The sequence below is a fragment of the Faecalibacterium sp. Marseille-Q0746 genome (assembly GCF_017377595.1).
GTDB classification, from domain to species: domain Bacteria; phylum Bacillota; class Clostridia; order Oscillospirales; family Ruminococcaceae; genus Faecalibacterium; species Faecalibacterium duncaniae.
Map to the genome: position 1 here is coordinate 102037 of NZ_JAFREI010000009.1, position 15694 is coordinate 117730.

18 protein-coding genes are annotated in these 15694 nt (G+C 55.1%); 7 read left to right on the top strand and 11 right to left on the bottom strand.

The features are described 5' to 3' along the window. Window positions 1-15: 15 nt before the first annotated feature. From J3351_RS07120 to J3351_RS07135, 4 genes are all read right to left on the bottom strand, one after another. Window positions 16-642 (bottom strand): alpha/beta fold hydrolase, encoded by a 627-nt coding sequence (locus tag J3351_RS07120; RefSeq protein ID WP_154277487.1) that lies wholly within the window; start codon window positions 640-642, stop codon window positions 16-18. A 17-nt stretch (window positions 643-659) separates the two neighbouring features. Further along, window positions 660-1427, bottom strand: a complete 768-nt coding sequence (locus tag J3351_RS07125) for an EFR1 family ferrodoxin (RefSeq protein ID WP_207697416.1) — start codon at window positions 1425-1427, stop codon at window positions 660-662. A 76-nt stretch (window positions 1428-1503) separates the two neighbouring features. Next, window positions 1504-2121 (bottom strand): Type 1 glutamine amidotransferase-like domain-containing protein, encoded by a 618-nt coding sequence (locus tag J3351_RS07130; RefSeq protein WP_005930833.1) that lies wholly within the window; start codon window positions 2119-2121, stop codon window positions 1504-1506. A 90-nt stretch (window positions 2122-2211) separates the two neighbouring features. Further along, on the bottom strand, window positions 2212-2583 hold the full coding sequence (locus tag J3351_RS07135; protein ID WP_005934061.1) for a Gfo/Idh/MocA family oxidoreductase: 372 nt from the start codon (window positions 2581-2583) through the stop codon (window positions 2212-2214). Window positions 2584-2785: 202 nt separating this feature from the next. Here J3351_RS07135 and J3351_RS07140 point away from each other — a divergent pair, with 202 nt between their 5' ends. The 6 genes from J3351_RS07140 to J3351_RS07165 all read left to right on the top strand — a co-directional run bounded on the left by J3351_RS07140 (window position 2786) and on the right by J3351_RS07165 (window position 11201). Further along, window positions 2786-3439, top strand: a complete 654-nt coding sequence (locus tag J3351_RS07140; protein WP_207697417.1) for an NAD(P)H-hydrate epimerase — start codon at window positions 2786-2788, stop codon at window positions 3437-3439. 208 nt (window positions 3440-3647) lie between these two features. Further along, the gene (locus J3351_RS07145; RefSeq protein ID WP_207697418.1) at window positions 3648-4211 is read left to right on the top strand and encodes a TetR/AcrR family transcriptional regulator; all 564 of its coding nucleotides are present in this window, start codon (window positions 3648-3650) and stop codon (window positions 4209-4211) included. Then, complete coding sequence (locus J3351_RS07150) at window positions 4208-6589, top strand: glycoside hydrolase family 2 TIM barrel-domain containing protein (protein WP_207697419.1); 2382 nt, start codon at window positions 4208-4210, stop codon at window positions 6587-6589. Before J3351_RS07145 ends, J3351_RS07150 begins: the two co-directional genes overlap by 4 nt. Next, on the top strand, window positions 6580-7965 hold the full coding sequence (locus tag J3351_RS07155; RefSeq protein WP_207697420.1) for a glycoside-pentoside-hexuronide (GPH):cation symporter: 1386 nt from the start codon (window positions 6580-6582) through the stop codon (window positions 7963-7965). The genes J3351_RS07150 and J3351_RS07155 overlap by 10 nt, the downstream gene beginning before the upstream one ends. Next, window positions 7958-9559, top strand: coding sequence for a glycoside hydrolase family 36 protein (locus tag J3351_RS07160; protein WP_207697421.1), 1602 nt, complete (start codon window positions 7958-7960; stop codon window positions 9557-9559). The genes J3351_RS07155 and J3351_RS07160 overlap by 8 nt, the downstream gene beginning before the upstream one ends. A 307-nt stretch (window positions 9560-9866) precedes the next feature. Then, a complete protein-coding gene (locus J3351_RS07165) occupies window positions 9867-11201 on the top strand; it encodes a threonine/serine exporter ThrE family protein (protein WP_097793325.1) in 1335 nt (444 codons plus the stop codon). A gap of 113 nt (window positions 11202-11314) precedes the next feature. Here the strand turns inward: J3351_RS07165 and J3351_RS07170 are convergent, their stop codons facing one another. Further along, window positions 11315-12067 (bottom strand): DUF4866 domain-containing protein, encoded by a 753-nt coding sequence (locus J3351_RS07170; protein ID WP_154259461.1) that lies wholly within the window; start codon window positions 12065-12067, stop codon window positions 11315-11317. Window positions 12068-12195: 128 nt separating this feature from the next. Between J3351_RS07170 and J3351_RS07175 the strand changes: the two genes are divergently transcribed. Then, the gene (locus tag J3351_RS07175; protein WP_370684106.1) at window positions 12196-12516 is read left to right on the top strand and encodes a hypothetical protein; all 321 of its coding nucleotides are present in this window, start codon (window positions 12196-12198) and stop codon (window positions 12514-12516) included. A 116-nt stretch (window positions 12517-12632) separates the two neighbouring features. On the opposite strand, the gene J3351_RS07180 is transcribed toward J3351_RS07175, so the two are convergent. The 6 genes from J3351_RS07180 to J3351_RS07200 all read right to left on the bottom strand — a co-directional run. Next, window positions 12633-13097 carry an Hsp20/alpha crystallin family protein gene (locus J3351_RS07180; protein ID WP_156061435.1) on the bottom strand — a complete coding sequence of 155 codons (465 nt, stop codon included), beginning with the start codon at window positions 13095-13097 and terminating at the stop codon, window positions 12633-12635. Between the two features lie 376 nt (window positions 13098-13473). Further along, entirely contained in the window at window positions 13474-13722 is a 249-nt protein-coding gene (locus J3351_RS07185) for a hypothetical protein (RefSeq protein WP_097770686.1), read from the bottom strand. 133 nt (window positions 13723-13855) lie between these two features. Beyond that, window positions 13856-14659 carry an ADP-ribosylglycohydrolase family protein gene (locus J3351_RS07190; RefSeq protein ID WP_097770685.1) on the bottom strand — a complete coding sequence of 268 codons (804 nt, stop codon included), beginning with the start codon at window positions 14657-14659 and terminating at the stop codon, window positions 13856-13858. Window positions 14660-14748: 89 nt separating this feature from the next. Beyond that, window positions 14749-15141 carry a hypothetical protein gene (locus tag J3351_RS07195; protein WP_223385166.1) on the bottom strand — a complete coding sequence of 131 codons (393 nt, stop codon included), beginning with the start codon at window positions 15139-15141 and terminating at the stop codon, window positions 14749-14751. Beyond that, on the bottom strand, window positions 15099-15323 hold the full coding sequence (locus J3351_RS14135) for a macro domain-containing protein (RefSeq protein WP_227622932.1): 225 nt from the start codon (window positions 15321-15323) through the stop codon (window positions 15099-15101). Before J3351_RS14135 ends, J3351_RS07195 begins: the two co-directional genes overlap by 43 nt. Before the next feature lie 25 nt (window positions 15324-15348). Then, window positions 15349-15694 (bottom strand): DNA/RNA nuclease SfsA (locus tag J3351_RS07200; protein ID WP_242699340.1); only part of this gene is annotated, 346 nt, incomplete at its 5' end.

The window sequence follows — 15694 nt, forward strand, 5'->3', positions numbered from 1 at the left end:
TTGATGAATCGTAGTTTATTCAACATTATCATAAAATTCCTGTAACACTGTTGCCAATTCCTCCGGAGATTCTATGTTTGCTTCATGACCTGCTTTCAGAAGTTCATGGAAGTGGGAATCGCTCAAATAACTGGCAAGTTCCTTTGAGGCTTTTTTGTTTGCGTTGTCCTTTTCCCCACAAACGATCAATGCCGGACAGGACACCTTACATAATGAATCCCTGAAATCCAATTCCGTCATCGTACCGCACAAACTGATCACATCAGCTTTTTTGAGGCCAAATTGCTTGAACATTGTATTCGGCATAAAGCGAAACAACATATTCTGGAACTTCAATAGCTTTTCAGGCATTTTATATTGTGCTGCAATTAGCACCAGTGCCTTTACTTTATTCGGATGGTCTATCGCATAATTAAGTGCCAGAACAGCACCCAAGGAAAGCCCGCACAAGACGATTTCATCATGTTCCTTATCACACTCTCCTGAAAATGCAGCATACAGTTCCCCATAAGTGGCCGCTTTGTCCTCCAGCATCTCTGCCAAACTCAAGCAGACGCTGCTGTCCGAGACCTTCGTTTCTTTTATTACTCTGTCCCAACTGTCTGGTTTTTGTCCCAACCCATGCAAGTATAAAAACTTCATCTAATTTCCGCTCTCCTTCACACGTCCCGCTTCCTTTCCAGCGCTTCAAAATGATACCGTGGCTTTCCCCTGCTCTTTTTGCCGTACTCGATGGCCTCTTTGGGGCAATAGCAGATGCACGCCATGCAGTGGGTGCAGTTCTTGCCCCAGAGCGGCTTTCCGTTTTCCAGACGGATGTTGCTCAGCGGGCACAGCTCCACGCACTTACCACAGCCGATACAGGCATCCGTTGCCCAGAAGGCCTCCGCTTTTACCAAAAAGCGATAGAACACCGGGTTCACCGGGCCGCTCATAAAACGGTCGTAGAGGTTCTCTCTCGGCGCAGGAAATTCCTGCCCGGCTTTGAGCTGGGTCAGCACCTTCTGAAGTTCAGGCTCTGCCTGCTCCACGATGCTCTTTGCCTGCTCTTTTTGGGGCGCATTGAACATGGCAATGTAGTTTTCCGGCATGATGATCTGAGCCGTACCCATGTACTGCAGCTGCTTTTGCGCCGCAAGCTGCCGGTTATAGCCTGCTGCATTGCCGATTTCGCTGCCGCAGTCCATCACAAACCAGATGCGCTCTGCACCGGTCAGCGCAGTCTTGCCCAGCCACTCCGACACCACCCGGGGGATGCGCCATGCGTAGGTAGGTGTGACCAGCACCACGTCACGCCCGGTCTGCACCGGGGCAGTATCCCCTGCCTTGATGCAGGCGTTCAGGTCGTAAAGCGGCATCTCCAACCCTTCGGCAATGCGCCGCGCCAGATACCGGCTGTTGCCGGTTCCCGTAAAATAAAGTACCATGGCTGCTCCTTCATTTTGTGTTTTTCAGTTACCTGTCTGCCCGGCAGACTGGAATTTGACTAATCCTACATGTGCATCATATTACACTCATGTAATTATCCTCTACATAAACAGCTTTTCCATCAGCAAGCTTAATCTCATCTTTGCCGTTCGGTAATACTGTTGTTTCAGAACCATTCCAATGGGGGATAATAGGATTGTCAATAATATGTAATCCATCTGTTAAATTTCCCGCCGCATACATACTTCCTGCACTGATTCCGACATATATAAGTCCGTTTTTAATTGCATTATTAAGTATTCTATCAAAACCAGTTCTAGACATTTCACGACAAAGCACAGATACATCACCACCACTGACAAAAACAGCATCAAATTGGTTTAATTCTTCAAAAGTTAATAGCCTTGTAAGCATAAACGGGGTTGTAACATACGAAGAATAGGTTCTTTGATAGTCTTTTGAAAGAATTAATTCCAGATTGTACACTAATATATTTTCGTACTGAATTCCCATTAGAAAGAGTTCATGAAAACATATTGCAAGCGACTCTCTTGCACCATCTGTTTCAATGCCAGCTGTTGGAATATAAAGCACTTTCACATCCTTCGGACACTTTCCAATAATATCAAAGAATTTCTCTTTCATCTTATCGGTCAACCCTGCAGATGTAAGAAATAGATGTTTTCCATTCATATTCTTTTACCTCGTCAAACTCCGAGTTGTCGCGCTCCGTATGCCATAGTCTCCGCACGCAAAAAAAGCCCTTTGCGGCAAGGTGTGTGCTTACACCTCGCCCGCAAACTTCATGCCCCAGCTCATGCGGGTGTCGTACATCAGGCGGGTCAGGGCAAGGCTGTCCTGCGGGGTGTAGCGGTCGCTGTCGGTACGCCCCAGTTTGACGCAGCGGCTTGCTTCCCGGATCTCGTACTCAAAGCCGTTGATGTCCACCGAGCAGCGGATGACCTCCGGGTCTGCGTCAAGGGCTTCGTAGGAGTCATAGCAGCGAGGAATGCCATACTGCTGTGCAAACGCCTGTGCGCTTTCCATGTGCCGTGACCCCACGGCAACAAGCCGCTCCCCCTCTGCGCCCATCTGTTCCACCGTAGACGCAAACTTTTTGGCAATGGTGCCGGTGGCTAAGATTCCCCACTTCATAACGGTACCTCCCGGTTTATTACTTTGGATTCGTTGCATCCAGTATACCATGGTTTTCCCCTGCGGAAAAGATAGTGAAAAGCAAAAATGCCCCCGGAGGGCTTGTTCCAACTCTCCGGGGACCGATTCTATGCACCGGTATCTTTCATCTTGTTCCAAACATTCTCATCCATTATAATAGAGATAGAAAGAAGGTGCCAACATGCAACATCGCATTGTGACGGCTGCGCAGATGAAGGAAATTGAACGTGCCGGGGATGCCCACGGTCTGCCCTACCTGCAAATGATGGAAAATGCCGGACTGGCGGCTTACGCTGAACTGCAAAAGCAGTTCCCACATTCCGGTAGGCTGCTGGTGGTCTGCGGAAAGGGCAACAACGGCGGCGATGGGTTCGTGATTGCCCGCACCGCCGCAAAAGACGGTTGGAATGTGACCGTTCTTCTGGCCGAGGGCGAGCCGAAAACTGCGGATGCCATCCTCAATTTTGAGCGTCTGCACTCCCTGCCGGTGCACATCTGCACTGACTGCTCTGTACTGGAAACCCAGCACTTTGATGCTGCTGTGGATGCTCTCTATGGCACCGGGTTCCATGGTGCACTTCGGCCTTCCGGTCTTGCTGCCTGCGGGCTGATACGCCGTCTGCACAAGAGCGGTGCCTTTGTGCTTGCCGTAGACCTGCCCAGCGGCATCAACACGGATACCGGGGAGGTTGCCGAGGGTGCTGCCCATGCAGATTTGACCGTAACCTTCGACAGCTATAAGCCTTTGCATATCGCAGAATCTTCTGCGCCGCTGTGCGGAAAAATCGTCTGTGCCGACATTGGCATCCGGGACGAATGGCACCCGGAGTTTTGACGAGGCTTGCCGCTGCGGAAAAGCACCTGCACGCAAAAGACCCCGGCAGCTTTCAAGGCACGCCGGGGTTCTTTTTGTCATTCTGCTGCAAAATGTCTGCACTTTCTTGGCAGAACGCAGAAAATGCGGAAACCGCTTGATTTAGCTCGGTTTCCGCACTAGAATGGAAACCAGAAAAGCAAGCACAGTTTCCACAAGGAGGACGCTCATGCAGGAAAAGCTCAGTGCCCTTGTGCGCACGCAGGCCATGCAGTTATTCCGTCAACAGGGGCTGCATTTCACCATGCAACAGGTGGCAGAGCCGCTGCACATCAGCAAAAAGACCATCTACACCGTTTACCCCTCCAAGGAGGCCCTTCTGCTGGACATGGTAGACCATGCCTTTGCGGACATCCACCGCTGCAAGCAGGAAATTCTGGCAGGCAGCGGTACCTTGCAGGAAAAGCTGCGGGCAGTCATCATTGCCATGCCGACGGAATACGCCGCGCTGGACCTGCGGCAGATGAAGGAGCTGGACGAGAAATACCCGGTGGTGGCGGCGCGGGTGCGCAGTCAATTGGAAAACGGGTGGGAACCCACCATGGCGCTGCTGGAACAGGCGGTGGCAGAGGGGGTCATGCGTCCGGTGTCCCTGCCGGTGCTGCGGCAGATGATCACCGCGTCCATTGAGAGCTTTCTGGCAGACCGCAGTCTGGCAGAAAGCGGGGTGCAGTATGTGGCTGTACTGGAGGAAATGATCTCGATCTTACTGGAAGGAGTGCTGCCGCGATGAAACACAGTTTTTGCGATGATTGGGAGTTTACCCACCACTGGACCGAAGCCTTTGGCAAGGGGCTGCCGGTGCCAAAACAACAAGCCGTCCGCTTGCCCCATACCTGCCGGGAGGTGCCGCTGCACTATGCCTCCCCCGCCGATTACGAGATGGTCTGCGGCTACCGCAAACGGTTCCGGGTGCCGCCGGTGCAGGCTGCGCCCCGGCTGTTCCTCCGCTTTGACGGAGCTGCTCATCAGGCGGTGGTGCGGGTCAACGGCAGGGTTGCCGGGCAGCACCGGGGCGGCTATACCGGCTTTACGGTGGAGATCACCGACCTTGTAGATCGGGAGGTTGAAAACCTGCTGACCGTGCAATTGGATACCCGTGAAGACCCGGCCATCCCGCCCTTTGGCTTTGTCATCGACTACCTGACCTACGGCGGGCTGTACCGGGAGGTCTGGCTGGAAGCTACGGCAGAGAGCCGCCTGACCGATTTGTTCGTCTACACGCCCACCCTGCAAGAGGCTGTGGTGCAGTGGACGGCAGAGCTCACACCCGCAGCCGTGGCGGTCCGCATCCGGCTGGAGACCGCAGACGGCACCCTGCTGGCAGAGCAGACCGCACAGGCGGCAGAAACCGGGAAGATGCAGTTTTCCGTCCCGGACGCACAGCCGTGGGATACCGAGCACCCGGTTTTGCATCATGCCGTGGCAGAGCTTTTGAACGCAGCCGGACAACCCATCGATCGCAAACAGGTGACGTTTGGCTTCCGCACCGCAGAGTTCCGGGCGGATGGCTTTTACCTCAACGGAAAAAAGACCTTTCTGCGGGGTCTGAACCGACACCAGAGCTACCCTTACATCGGCTACGCCGCACCGGAAAGCCTGCAGCGGGAGGATGCCCGCGTTTTGCAGGAGGAGCTGCACTGCACCGCCGTGCGCACCAGCCACTACCCCCAAAGTCCATATTTTCTGGACGAGTGCGACCGGCGGGGTCTGCTGGTGTTCACCGAACTGCCGGGCTGGCAGCACATCGGGGACGACAACTGGAAGGACGCCGCCTGCGAAATGCTGCGGGAGATGATCCTGCAAAACCGCAGCCACCCCAGCATCATCCTGTGGGGCGTGCGCATCAACGAGAGCGTGGACGACGATGCCTTCTACACCCGCACCAATCAAATTGCCCATCAGCTGGACCCCAGCCGCGCCACCTCCGGTGTGCGGTATCTGGAAAAAAGCCATCTGCTGGAGGACGTCTACGCCTACAACGATTTTTCCCACAACGGCGTAACGCCCGGCGCAAAGCCCAAAAAGGACGTAACCCCGGATATGGGCAGGGCGCTGCTCATCTCGGAGTGCAACGGTCACATGTACCCCACCAAGCCCTTTGACGATGGCCCTCATCGACAGGAGCACGCCCTGCGGCACGTCCGGGTGCAGAACGCCGCCTATGCCAGCGGAGAGCACGCCGGGTGCTTTGGCTGGTGCATGTTCGACTACCAGACCCACAAGGACTTTGGCTCCGGGGATCGCATCTGCTACCACGGTGTGCTGGACAGCTTCCGCAACCCCAAATTGGCGGCAGCGGTCTATGCCAGTCAGGGCGATACTGACCCGGTGCTGGCGGTCAGCTCCTCCATGGACATCGGCGATAACCCCGCCGGGCAGCTGGGCACAGCCTACGTTTTCAGCAATGCCCAGCAGGTAAAGCTTTACAAAAACGATGTGTTTGTCACCACCCTGCGCCAAAGCGAGTGGACGGCGCTGCCCCACCCTCCCTTTGTGATGGACGATCCCATTGGCGAGCTGCTGGAAACGCAGGAGCACTTTTCCCCCGCCAAGGCAGCCGCTGTGCGGGACTGCCTGCTGGCTGCCGGGAAATATGGGCTGCCGGGACTGCCGCTGGCCTACAAGGTCAAATTCGGCTGGTGTATGCTGCACTACAAAATGAGCTTTGAAGATGGCGTGGCGCTTTACGGCAAATATGTAGGCAACTGGGGCGGCGAAGCTACCCGCTGGCGGTTCGATGCCGTGCAGGACGGCAACGTGGTGCGCAGCGTGACCCTTTGCCCCAGCGCAAAGCTGCACTTGGAAGTCAAGGTCAGCCGGACGGCTCTTCGGGAAAAAGATACTTACGATATGGCGGCTGTCCGGGTGCGCATTCTGGACGAGAATGGCACCCCTGCCCCCTACGCACAGTTCCCGGTGCAATTTGCGGTGGAGGGCAGCGCCGCCCTTGTGGGTCCACAGACCGCTGTTGCCGAGGGCGGCATGACCGGAACCTATCTGCGCACCGTGGGCACTGCCGGAGAAGCCCTGCTGACCGTTTCTGCACCGCAGACCCAGCCCGTTGTGCTACGGTTCACCATTGAAAAGGAGGACGCTGTATGGAACTGACCCTGAAACAGAAAACCGCATTTGGTATTGGTGCCGTGGGCAAGGATATGGTATATGCCCTGTCGGCTTCTTACGTCATGTATTATTATCAGGATGTGCTGGGGCTTTCGGCCAGCTTTGTGGGCGTCGTGCTCATGGCTGCCCGGTTCTTTGATGCCTTCAACGACCCCTTTATGGGCGTTCTGGTGGCAAAGACCCGCACCCGCTGGGGGCGGTTCCGTCCGTGGATCTTTTCCGGCACGCTGCTCAATGCGCTGGTGCTCTACGCCCTGTTTGCCGCCCCGGTGCTGGACGAAGCAGCGCTGATGGTCTACTTCAGCGTGGTGTACATCCTGTGGGGCATCACCTATACCATGATGGATATCCCCTACTGGTCCATGATCCCGGCCGTGACCCGCACCCCAAAAGACCGGGAGAACCTTTCCATGGTGGGGCGCACCTGTGCAGGCGTTGGTTCGGCTCTTATCGCCATGTTCACCATGCTGCTGGTGGGAGCCCTTGGCGGCGACAGCGAGCGCGCTGGCTTCCGCTGGGTGGCATTGATCGTAGCGGCAATTTTTGCAGTGACCGAGCTGGTGTGCTGCATTTCCATGAAAGAAACTACCCCCAGTGAGATGAAGACCGCCACCGTAAAGGAGATGTTCTCCGCCCTGTTCCGCAACGATCAGGCTATGGTAGTGGTAGGCAGCATCGTGCTGATCAACTCGGCGCTGTACCTTACCTCCAACTTCATCATCTATTTCTTCAAATACGACCTTGGCGGTGCAGGCTGGAAAGCCACCTACACCCTGTTTTCCACCGTGGGCGGTGCGGCGCAGATCCTTGGCATGATGGTGCTTTACCCCTTGCTGCGCAAAAAGCTCAGCAGCACGCAGGTATTTCAGCTCAGCCTTGTGCTGGCGCTGTGCGGCTACGGCACGCTGCTGGTGTTCTGCCTGACCGGCCTGTCCCACAGCCTTGCCCTGCTGTGCATTCCGGGCGTGGTGGTGTTTGCCTGCAACGGAATGCTGACCGTGCTGACCACCCTGTTCCTTTCCAACAGCGTGGATTACGGCGAGCTTAAGACCGGACGCCGGGAGGAGAGCGTTATCTTTTCCATGCAGACCTTTGTGGTCAAGGCTGCCTCCGGTGTGGCGGTATTCCTGACCGGCATCGGGCTGGACCTCATCGGTCTTGTGGGCAACACGGAGGAGACCGGTCCGGTGGCAGTACAAAGCGCCGGAACCCTGCTGGGTCTGCGCCTGATGATGACCGTTCTGCCCATGCTGGTGCTGGCTGGTGCGCTGGTGCTGTTCCGCCGCAAGTTTGTTCTGACCGATGCCCGCGCTGCCGAGATCAGCGCACAGCTCCACGGGGAGGAAACGCACCATGACTGAAACGCTGCACTGGTACGCGGAAACTTCCGGCGGCGTACAGACAGGCAACTGCACGGTCACGGAGAATGGCGGTGCGCTGCATCTGACGGCAGACCTGCCCGCCGGGACGCTGAAGGCGGTGCGTGCCGAGATGCCGTGGACGATGGAAGCAGACGAGCGTCTGTTCATGAACGGCTACCAGACATGGACCTACAGCCCGGAGCTGGACCGGAACGGCAAGCTGCGCGGCACCGACCACATCCCCGGCTTTCTGCGCAAAAAATACGCCTTTGACCGCTACGGCGATTATCATTTTGCGCCTTACGGACATCAAAAGGGGCAGAGCCACGGCTTTTCCTACTGCTATTTCCGCAAGGGCGGGCAGTTCCAGCTGGTGGCATCGCTGGACGAGAAGCCGGGCTACACCATCCTCCGCTACGACAGCGGCAAAGCCCTGCTGACGCTGGAGCGTGACTGCTCCGGAGTGGAGCATCCCGGCGGCAGTTTCCCACTCCTTGACCTGTTTTTTGCCGAGGGCGGCGAGACGGAGGTGTTCGACAGCTGGTTTCAGGCTATGGGCATCAAGCCCCGGACTGAAAAGAAGCTGGCAGGCTATTCCAGTTGGTACAACCGCTATCAGGACATCACCGAGGATACCATTCGGGAGGATCTGACCGGATGTCGCAGCCTGCTTTGCCCGGGAGACCTGTTCCAGATCGATGATGGCTGGGAGCCGAAGGTGGGCGACTGGCTGGAAACAGATGCACAGAAATTCCCCCACGGGCTGAAAGGCATGGTGGAGGAAATTCATGCCACTGGCTTTCAGGCTGGGCTATGGCTTGCGCCCTTTGTGTGCGAAAAGAACTCCGCCCTTTTCCGGCAGCACCCGGACTGGCTGCTGAAGGTGAACGGTGCACCGTGGTGCTGCGGCTGCAACTGGAGCAGCTTTTATGCGCTGGATATCGACAACCCGGCCGTGCTGGATTATCTGCGCCGGGTATTTGACCGGGTGCTGAACGGCTGGGGCTTCGACCTTGTCAAGCTGGATTTTCTGTACGGTGCTGCCCCCTTTGGCAACGCCCGCGAGAGCCGGGCAGCCCGGATGTACCGTGCTATGGAGCTTTTGCGCACATGGTGCGGGCAAAAGCAGATTCTCGGCTGCGGCGTACCGGTGATGCCGGCTTTCGGGCTGGTGGATTACTGCCGTGTCAGCTGTGACGTAGGGCTGGACTGGGACGATGTGTGGTATATGCGCCTGTTCCACCGGGAGCGGGTGTCCACAAAGCAGGCCATCAACAACACGCTATTCCGGCGGCAGCTCAATGGCCGTGCCTATGGCAGCGACCCGGATGTCTTCTTCCTCCGGGAGGAAAACTGCAAGTTGACGGCAGAGCAAAAACGCACCCTTGCCACGGTCAATGCCCTGCTGGGCAATGTGTTCCTCACCTCGGATATGCCGTCTCACTACACGGATGCGCAGCGGGCAGAATACCGCCGTCTGCGCGATATATTTGAACATGCAGAACAGGTGAAGGTGAAAACGGAAGAGGGGGCGGTTTGTATTCAGTATCTTCTGTACGGCAGACCGCAAAAGTTGCTTTGCAGCCCTTTTTAGAAAGCAGCCGAATATGTGCTTGTACTGTGGAGAGATTTAAGCGGTATCTGGAAACTGATTTGCTTCCCCATCTGAACGGCAATTCTGTCCTCGCAATGGATATAATATGAAATCGCACCATGCAAAGGCAGTGAAAGAGCTACTGGACAGTTCCGGTGTTCGATACATTTATCTTCCTTTGAAATACCAAACGAACATTGCCGGCATATCCAAGATACGTTTTACCCGCCCTGCAATTTCCCTTATAATAGCACCGCAGTCTTGAAACGGCTGCAACATTCCCATATCACAAAGGAGGCTTTCCGGTATGGGACAACGGCAAAGTGAGATCATCAAAAATCACATGGAAGTCTACTGGCACGACTATGCGTCGGCCAGCAAGGGCGTTCCCATTACCGAGGCGGGGCTTGTGGAAAAAGCCTCCGTCATTGGACGCACCGGGCTGATGCTGCTGGAATGCGGCACCGGCGCATGGCGTGTCCGAAGCTCCATGAACACCCTTTCGCGGGAGCTGGGAGTCACAACAACAGCGGACATCGGCCTGTTGTCCATTGAGTTCACCTGCTTTGATGGTGACCAGTGTTATACCCAGTCACTCTGTCTGACAAACACGGGCGTGAATACCTCCCGGCTGAACCGGCTGGAGCATTTCGTCAACGACTTCGACCGGGAAGGAAAATTTATGACCGGCGAAGAGCTGCACAGCCACCTCGATGAGATCGAGCGCATCCACGGCTTGTATTCGCCCATCGCACTGGGCTTTGCAGCTGCACTGGCCTGCGGCTGCTTCACCTTTCTGCTTGGCGGCGGCATTGTGGAAATGCTGTGTGCCTTCTGCGGTGCAGGCATCGGCAACTTTGTACGGTGCAAGCTGACAAAACACCATTTCACCCTGTTTCTGGGCATTACGGCGTCGGTCTGTTCAGCAAGCCTCGTGTATGCCATCCTGCTGAAGCTGGCAGAGGTGCTGTTTGCCGTATCGGCGCAGCACGAGGCGGGGTATATCTGCTCCATGCTCTTCATCATTCCGGGCTTTCCGTTCATTACCAGCGGCATCGACCTTGCCAAGCTGGATATGCGCTCCGGGCTGGAACGTCTGGCCTACGCCGTCCTCATCATTCTGGTGGCAACCATGACGGCTTGGATCATGGCACTGCTGCTGCATTTGCAGCCGGTGCAGTTCCCTGCCCTGAGCCTGACACTCCCGGAAGAGATCGTGTTCCGGCTGCTGGCAAGTTTTGGCGGTGTGTTCGGCTTTTCGCTCATGTTCAACAGTCCCCGGAACCTGGCAGTCTGCGCCGCCCTTATCGGTGCGGTAACGAACACGTTCCGGCTGGAGCTGGTGAGCCTTGCGGGCTTTCCGCCCGCTATTGCAGCGTTTCTGGGCGCACTGCTGTCCGGATTGCTGGCCTCCTGCCTGAAGAGCGCCGTCGGTTATCCCCGCATCTCCGTCACCGTGCCGTCCATCGTTATCATGGTACCGGGACTGTATTTCTACCGTGCCATCTATAATCTGGGCATCCTGTCTCTGATGGACTCCGCCACATGGTTTGCAGATGCCATTCTCATCATCGTGGCACTGCCGTTAGGGCTGATCTTCGCCCGTATTGTCACTGACAAGACTTTCCGTTATTGCACCTGATGTGCAGCATTTCCATTCTCCCTTATAAGGCAAAACGCAGCGAATCTTTTAACGGTTCGCTGCGTTTTGTTTTGCTGTAATGCACTTATAAAGGGAGTTCGTTTACAGGGCGTTTACTCGCCGTAAACGATCTTGGTAGCAGTTTCCACATGGCGTTCCAGCCGGTCGGCAAAGTGTTCCAGCGGCAGAAAAACGCCAAGTTCATCGTAGCGGGTTCCGCCGTCCTTGAGCGTATCCTGTCCATAGTAGACCACGGAACGGGGCAGTGCGTGCTGCAGCTTCATCTGGATATCCCAGACGGTGGAGTAGGCCTCCGCTTCCGTTACCTTTTGCTTCACGGTGTCCGGCAGTTCGTAGATCAGCAGCAGCCCCAAATGCTGGTTGTAGTGGTACTCCACCACATCCATCGAGCCTTCGTCGTAGCCGTGATACTTGCAGTAGCCGCTGGCAAGGTACATTTTTACCTTTTCCTGCTTCTGGAACACCCGGATGAACCGGTCGTATACTTTGCTGCTCACGGCAAATTCGTTGTTCGGCAAAAGAACGCCGGCATCATCCGTCAGGATCACCGGGTTCGGCTGACCATCGGCGTTGAATTTGAACGGGATCAGGGCAGCGTTCCGTAGCAGGTCAAACATACTGTGCTGGCAGATCGCCATCAGAAAGGCAGACAGATCCTTGTTCTCGTAGGCATTGAACAGCGCCGCGGCAAACTGCTGTGCACTCACGGCCGGCGCATCCAGTACGTCTGCCATGTCCAGCGAGTCGTTGAAGGTATCCATCAGGCGGTGGCAGGCTTCTGGATTTTTCAGGATCTCCCCGAACAGTGCCTCTGCCTTTTCTTCTCTTGGAAATATCGTTGCCATCAAAAGACCCTCTTTCTGTTTATTTCCAGCTACCTATTATAGATTCATAATGCCCCGCTGTGAAATACTGCTTTCATATTGCTGCTATATACAGAACACTTTTTACACATTTTCCAAGTGCCTGTATAATGGACGCTGCCATCATGTATGATGGCCAGTGGTTCAGCCCGCTGCGCAAAGCTCTGAGTGCCTTTGTCACCTCCACACAGGAGCATGTCACCGGCAAGGTGCGTCTGGAACTGTACAAGGGCAACCTCATCAATGCAGGGGTCTGGTCGCCGTACTCTCTGTATCGTGAGGACATCGCCACCTTTGCCGCAGGCGGCGACTACAAGCAGAGCGATGCCACCGGTTTCATCAGCATCTATGGTCTGCCCACCAAGGTGCAGGCTATCGTAAACAGCGAAAAAAAAGGGAATGAAGTAGTTTATAGCAGTTTGTGTTTTTAATGCACAAGCATCGCTTGTGGTTTACTCTGCGAATAAAAATGCCCCCGGAGAGCTTGTTGCGGCTCTCCGGGGGCATCTTATGTGCGTGTGTGACTTGGACGCACACGACCGGCGTTTTACTCGATTGCAATCAGATTCGGGTTCTCAGGCAAAGCTTTCGTCTGCTGAGGAGCAGGCAACTCGACGTGCAGGACGCCATCCTCGAACTTTGCGTGGATGTCTTCCTTCTTCACATCGCCCACGTAGAAACTGCGTGCGCAGGTGCCGGAGAAGGATTCGCGCCGCAGATAGCGGCCATTCTTATCCTTTTCGTCGTTGCTGTGGCTGCGCACTGCCTGAATGGTCAGGTAGCCGTCGTTCAGATCCATCTGAACGTCTTCCTTCTTGCAGCCCGGCAGGTCAACCGCTACTTCGTAGCCGTTGTCCGTCTGTTTGACATCGGTCTTCATCATGTTTGCACCACGCTTACCAAAGGTATCACGAGCCTCACGGTTCATCATACGTTCCAGTGCAGCGTCATTCCAGAACGGATCGAAGAAATCATCGAACAGGTTTTCATGGAAAACAGTCGGCATAAGCATAAATCATTCCTCCAATCCCGGCGTTCGGGTCGGGGCAAAAAATCTGAAGCGTCCACTCGGAAAGGCTTTCCGGAGAGCCTTGCGGCTCTCCTTTTGCCCTTCCTCCTGAGCACGCCACTGTTATAGCACCATGCGTTAGCAGTGTCAATAGCAGAGTGCTAATATTCACGAAAAAATAATACTTTTGCAACAATATCTTGTATCTGTCTTTCCCTATTACCACAATGAGACAAAAATCAACCCTGGAGATGGAATCGCATACCGTTTGCTTTCCGGCTTATCTCATTTTGGCGCAAAAAAGCTACGTTTCAGTTGTTTTCCTTCATAACGGTCACTCCTCTCTTATGGATGTTCTTGGGTGGCAAACTGGAAGTTGTTATTGTAAATCATTTTTTGATATTTCAATCGATGGATAGTGCTCTAAACTTGTTAAGTCAACATCTAATGGAGTAACGTATTCCATATAAAATTTTTCAGGATTTTTATCTTGCAATTTTTTAAGTTTATTCCTAATTTTTTCCTCCTCTGTAGAAACAAAAACCACTGATACTACTCCTACCTTTTCACTTGGATTCATTCTGCTATCTTCAACATTTCCACATAAAATCATTCTAACTGTATTCATAATAATCCTCCTCCACATATAACTTCCGATTTTCCGCCCTCAGTATACCACGCTTTCCCCTTGCAGAAAAGCACCTGCACAAAAAGGAGCCGCCGCACAAATCACTGTGCGGCGGCTCTCAGCACCGATAGTGTCACATCCTTCGCTCAAGGTTCTGCCGGAACAGCTCGTACGCTGCCCGCAGATCCTCCGGCAGACGCTTCAATGTCTCTGCCCGCAGTTCCTGTGGCATCCCGTAAAAGGCTTCGGCAATGCCGCCGGTGATGCAGGCAAGGGTGTCGCTGTCGCCGCCAAGGGAAACAGCATTGCGGAGCGCATCTTCAAAGCTATTGCTTTCCAGAAAGGCAATGATGGCCTCCGGCACGGTCTGTTGACAGGTCTCCACATGGCGATAGCCCGGACGAATCTCATCGCAGGTGCGGCTCAAATCGTAGCCGAAGGTCTGCTCCACATACTGCCGGATCTCCGGCTTGCTGTGGCCGGTGCGTGCCAGAAAAATGGCCGCAGCCGTGGCCTGTGCGCCCTTGATGCCCTCCGGGTGGTTGTGGGTGACCTCGGCAGTCACCTTTGCCATCTCCAGCGTTTTGTCCAGCGTGTCAAACAGCCAGCCTGCCGCCGCCACCCGCATGGCAGAGCCATTGCCAAAGCTGCCGTAGGGCTGCGGATGCTCCGCACACAGCCACCGGCGGAACATCCCGCCGTAACCGGCATCGGGATACACATTGCCCAAACGCCGCATTTCGTACCGCACTTCGGCAAAGGTTTTCTGTGCATCTCCCTGCCCCGCCATCAAGCCCCGTGCCACTGCAAGGGTCATAACGGTATCATCCGTGAAGTGCGATCTTTCGCTCAGCAGGGGGAAATCCTTGCTCTTGTGATTGTTCCGGTCAAACTCGTAGGGGCTGCCTACCATATCGCCCAAAATTGCTCCTAACATAAAATACCCTCCGTATCTGTGGTGTTTCGTCTTTCTGACAAAAGGATACCACAAACCGGAGGGCAAAAGGTCAACGGGCAGACGACAAATCACGCACCCAGCTGTTCCTGATTCCATTGGAACAAAAGGGTGTTGACCTGATTGATGTTATAAATTTTTTGTTCCAAACAGTACCGCACGATCCAATCCCGCTTGGAGCCATCGGAGAAGGCATAGCCTGCGCTTTTAAGCAGGTCGATGGTCTCATCCTCCGACAGATGCAGCCCCACGGCAAAGGCAAGCACGGTCTTCTTTTTGGGGTTGTAGTCCCGGTTGCACTGAATTTTGGAGAAGTGCTGCCGGGAGATGTTGGACTGCTTGTACACGGTGGAATCCTTCAGCCCCCGCTCATCAATGAGCCGCAGCAGCCGGGTGGTGAAGCTCTCGCCCAGGTTGTCCATCAGGTGTTCCAGACTGCGGGCAGCCCGAATGCCGGGGTACACACTGCCCTGCCCGGCTCGCAGTGCCCGATGGCTTCACAGGCGGCGGTCAGCTCCTGCTCCCCTGCTGCCTGATAGATGGCACGGCTGGTGCCGCTGCCCTGCAAAAGGTTCCGGTTCGCCGGGTTGACGATGACATCCGCTGTTACCTTGGTGATGTCGTTGCGGATCATCAAAAAAGGCATGGTGGTTCCTCCCTCATGTGGTTTTTCACATTTCCCGCTGCTCCACAATTTCCAGACTGTCCCGCCCGACATGGCAAAGCAGAAACAGCACCCTCACACCTGCGGCTTTCGCTTCGGCCAGCGCTGTGCCAAACTCCGGTTGCGTATCAACATTCGGCCTCACCTCGGTGATGCCTTCCATCTGGATCACAAAGGCTACTGCGCACCGATACCCTGCCCGCTGCGCCTGCGCTAACTCATGCAAGTGCTTCACGCCGCGCTCGGTGGGTGCATCCGGGAAATAGCCGATGCCGTCCACTTCCAGTGTGCAGCCTTTGACTTCCAGCAGGTACTTCTGTTCGCCCTTTTCCATGTAAAAATCAATGCGGGAT

Coding starts and splice junctions, on each gene's coding strand:
- J3351_RS07120 (WP_154277487.1), bottom strand. CDS start 642: ATGAAGTTTTTATACTTGCATGGGTTGGGACAAAAACCAGACAGTTGG.
- J3351_RS07125 (WP_207697416.1), bottom strand. CDS start 1,427: ATGGTACTTTATTTTACGGGAACCGGCAACAGCCGGTATCTGGCGCGG.
- J3351_RS07130 (WP_005930833.1), bottom strand. CDS start 2,121: ATGAATGGAAAACATCTATTTCTTACATCTGCAGGGTTGACCGATAAG.
- J3351_RS07135 (WP_005934061.1), bottom strand. CDS start 2,583: ATGAAGTGGGGAATCTTAGCCACCGGCACCATTGCCAAAAAGTTTGCG.
- J3351_RS07140 (WP_207697417.1), top strand. CDS start 2,786: ATGCAACATCGCATTGTGACGGCTGCGCAGATGAAGGAAATTGAACGT.
- J3351_RS07145 (WP_207697418.1), top strand. CDS start 3,648: ATGCAGGAAAAGCTCAGTGCCCTTGTGCGCACGCAGGCCATGCAGTTA.
- J3351_RS07150 (WP_207697419.1), top strand. CDS start 4,208: ATGAAACACAGTTTTTGCGATGATTGGGAGTTTACCCACCACTGGACC.
- J3351_RS07155 (WP_207697420.1), top strand. CDS start 6,580: ATGGAACTGACCCTGAAACAGAAAACCGCATTTGGTATTGGTGCCGTG.
- J3351_RS07160 (WP_207697421.1), top strand. CDS start 7,958: ATGACTGAAACGCTGCACTGGTACGCGGAAACTTCCGGCGGCGTACAG.
- J3351_RS07165 (WP_097793325.1), top strand. CDS start 9,867: ATGGGACAACGGCAAAGTGAGATCATCAAAAATCACATGGAAGTCTAC.
- J3351_RS07170 (WP_154259461.1), bottom strand. CDS start 12,067: ATGGCAACGATATTTCCAAGAGAAGAAAAGGCAGAGGCACTGTTCGGG.
- J3351_RS07175 (WP_370684106.1), top strand. CDS start 12,196: ATGGACGCTGCCATCATGTATGATGGCCAGTGGTTCAGCCCGCTGCGC.
- J3351_RS07180 (WP_156061435.1), bottom strand. CDS start 13,097: ATGCTTATGCCGACTGTTTTCCATGAAAACCTGTTCGATGATTTCTTC.
- J3351_RS07185 (WP_097770686.1), bottom strand. CDS start 13,722: ATGAATACAGTTAGAATGATTTTATGTGGAAATGTTGAAGATAGCAGA.
- J3351_RS07190 (WP_097770685.1), bottom strand. CDS start 14,659: ATGTTAGGAGCAATTTTGGGCGATATGGTAGGCAGCCCCTACGAGTTT.
- J3351_RS14135 (WP_227622932.1), bottom strand. CDS start 15,323: ATGCCTTTTTTGATGATCCGCAACGACATCACCAAGGTAACAGCGGAT.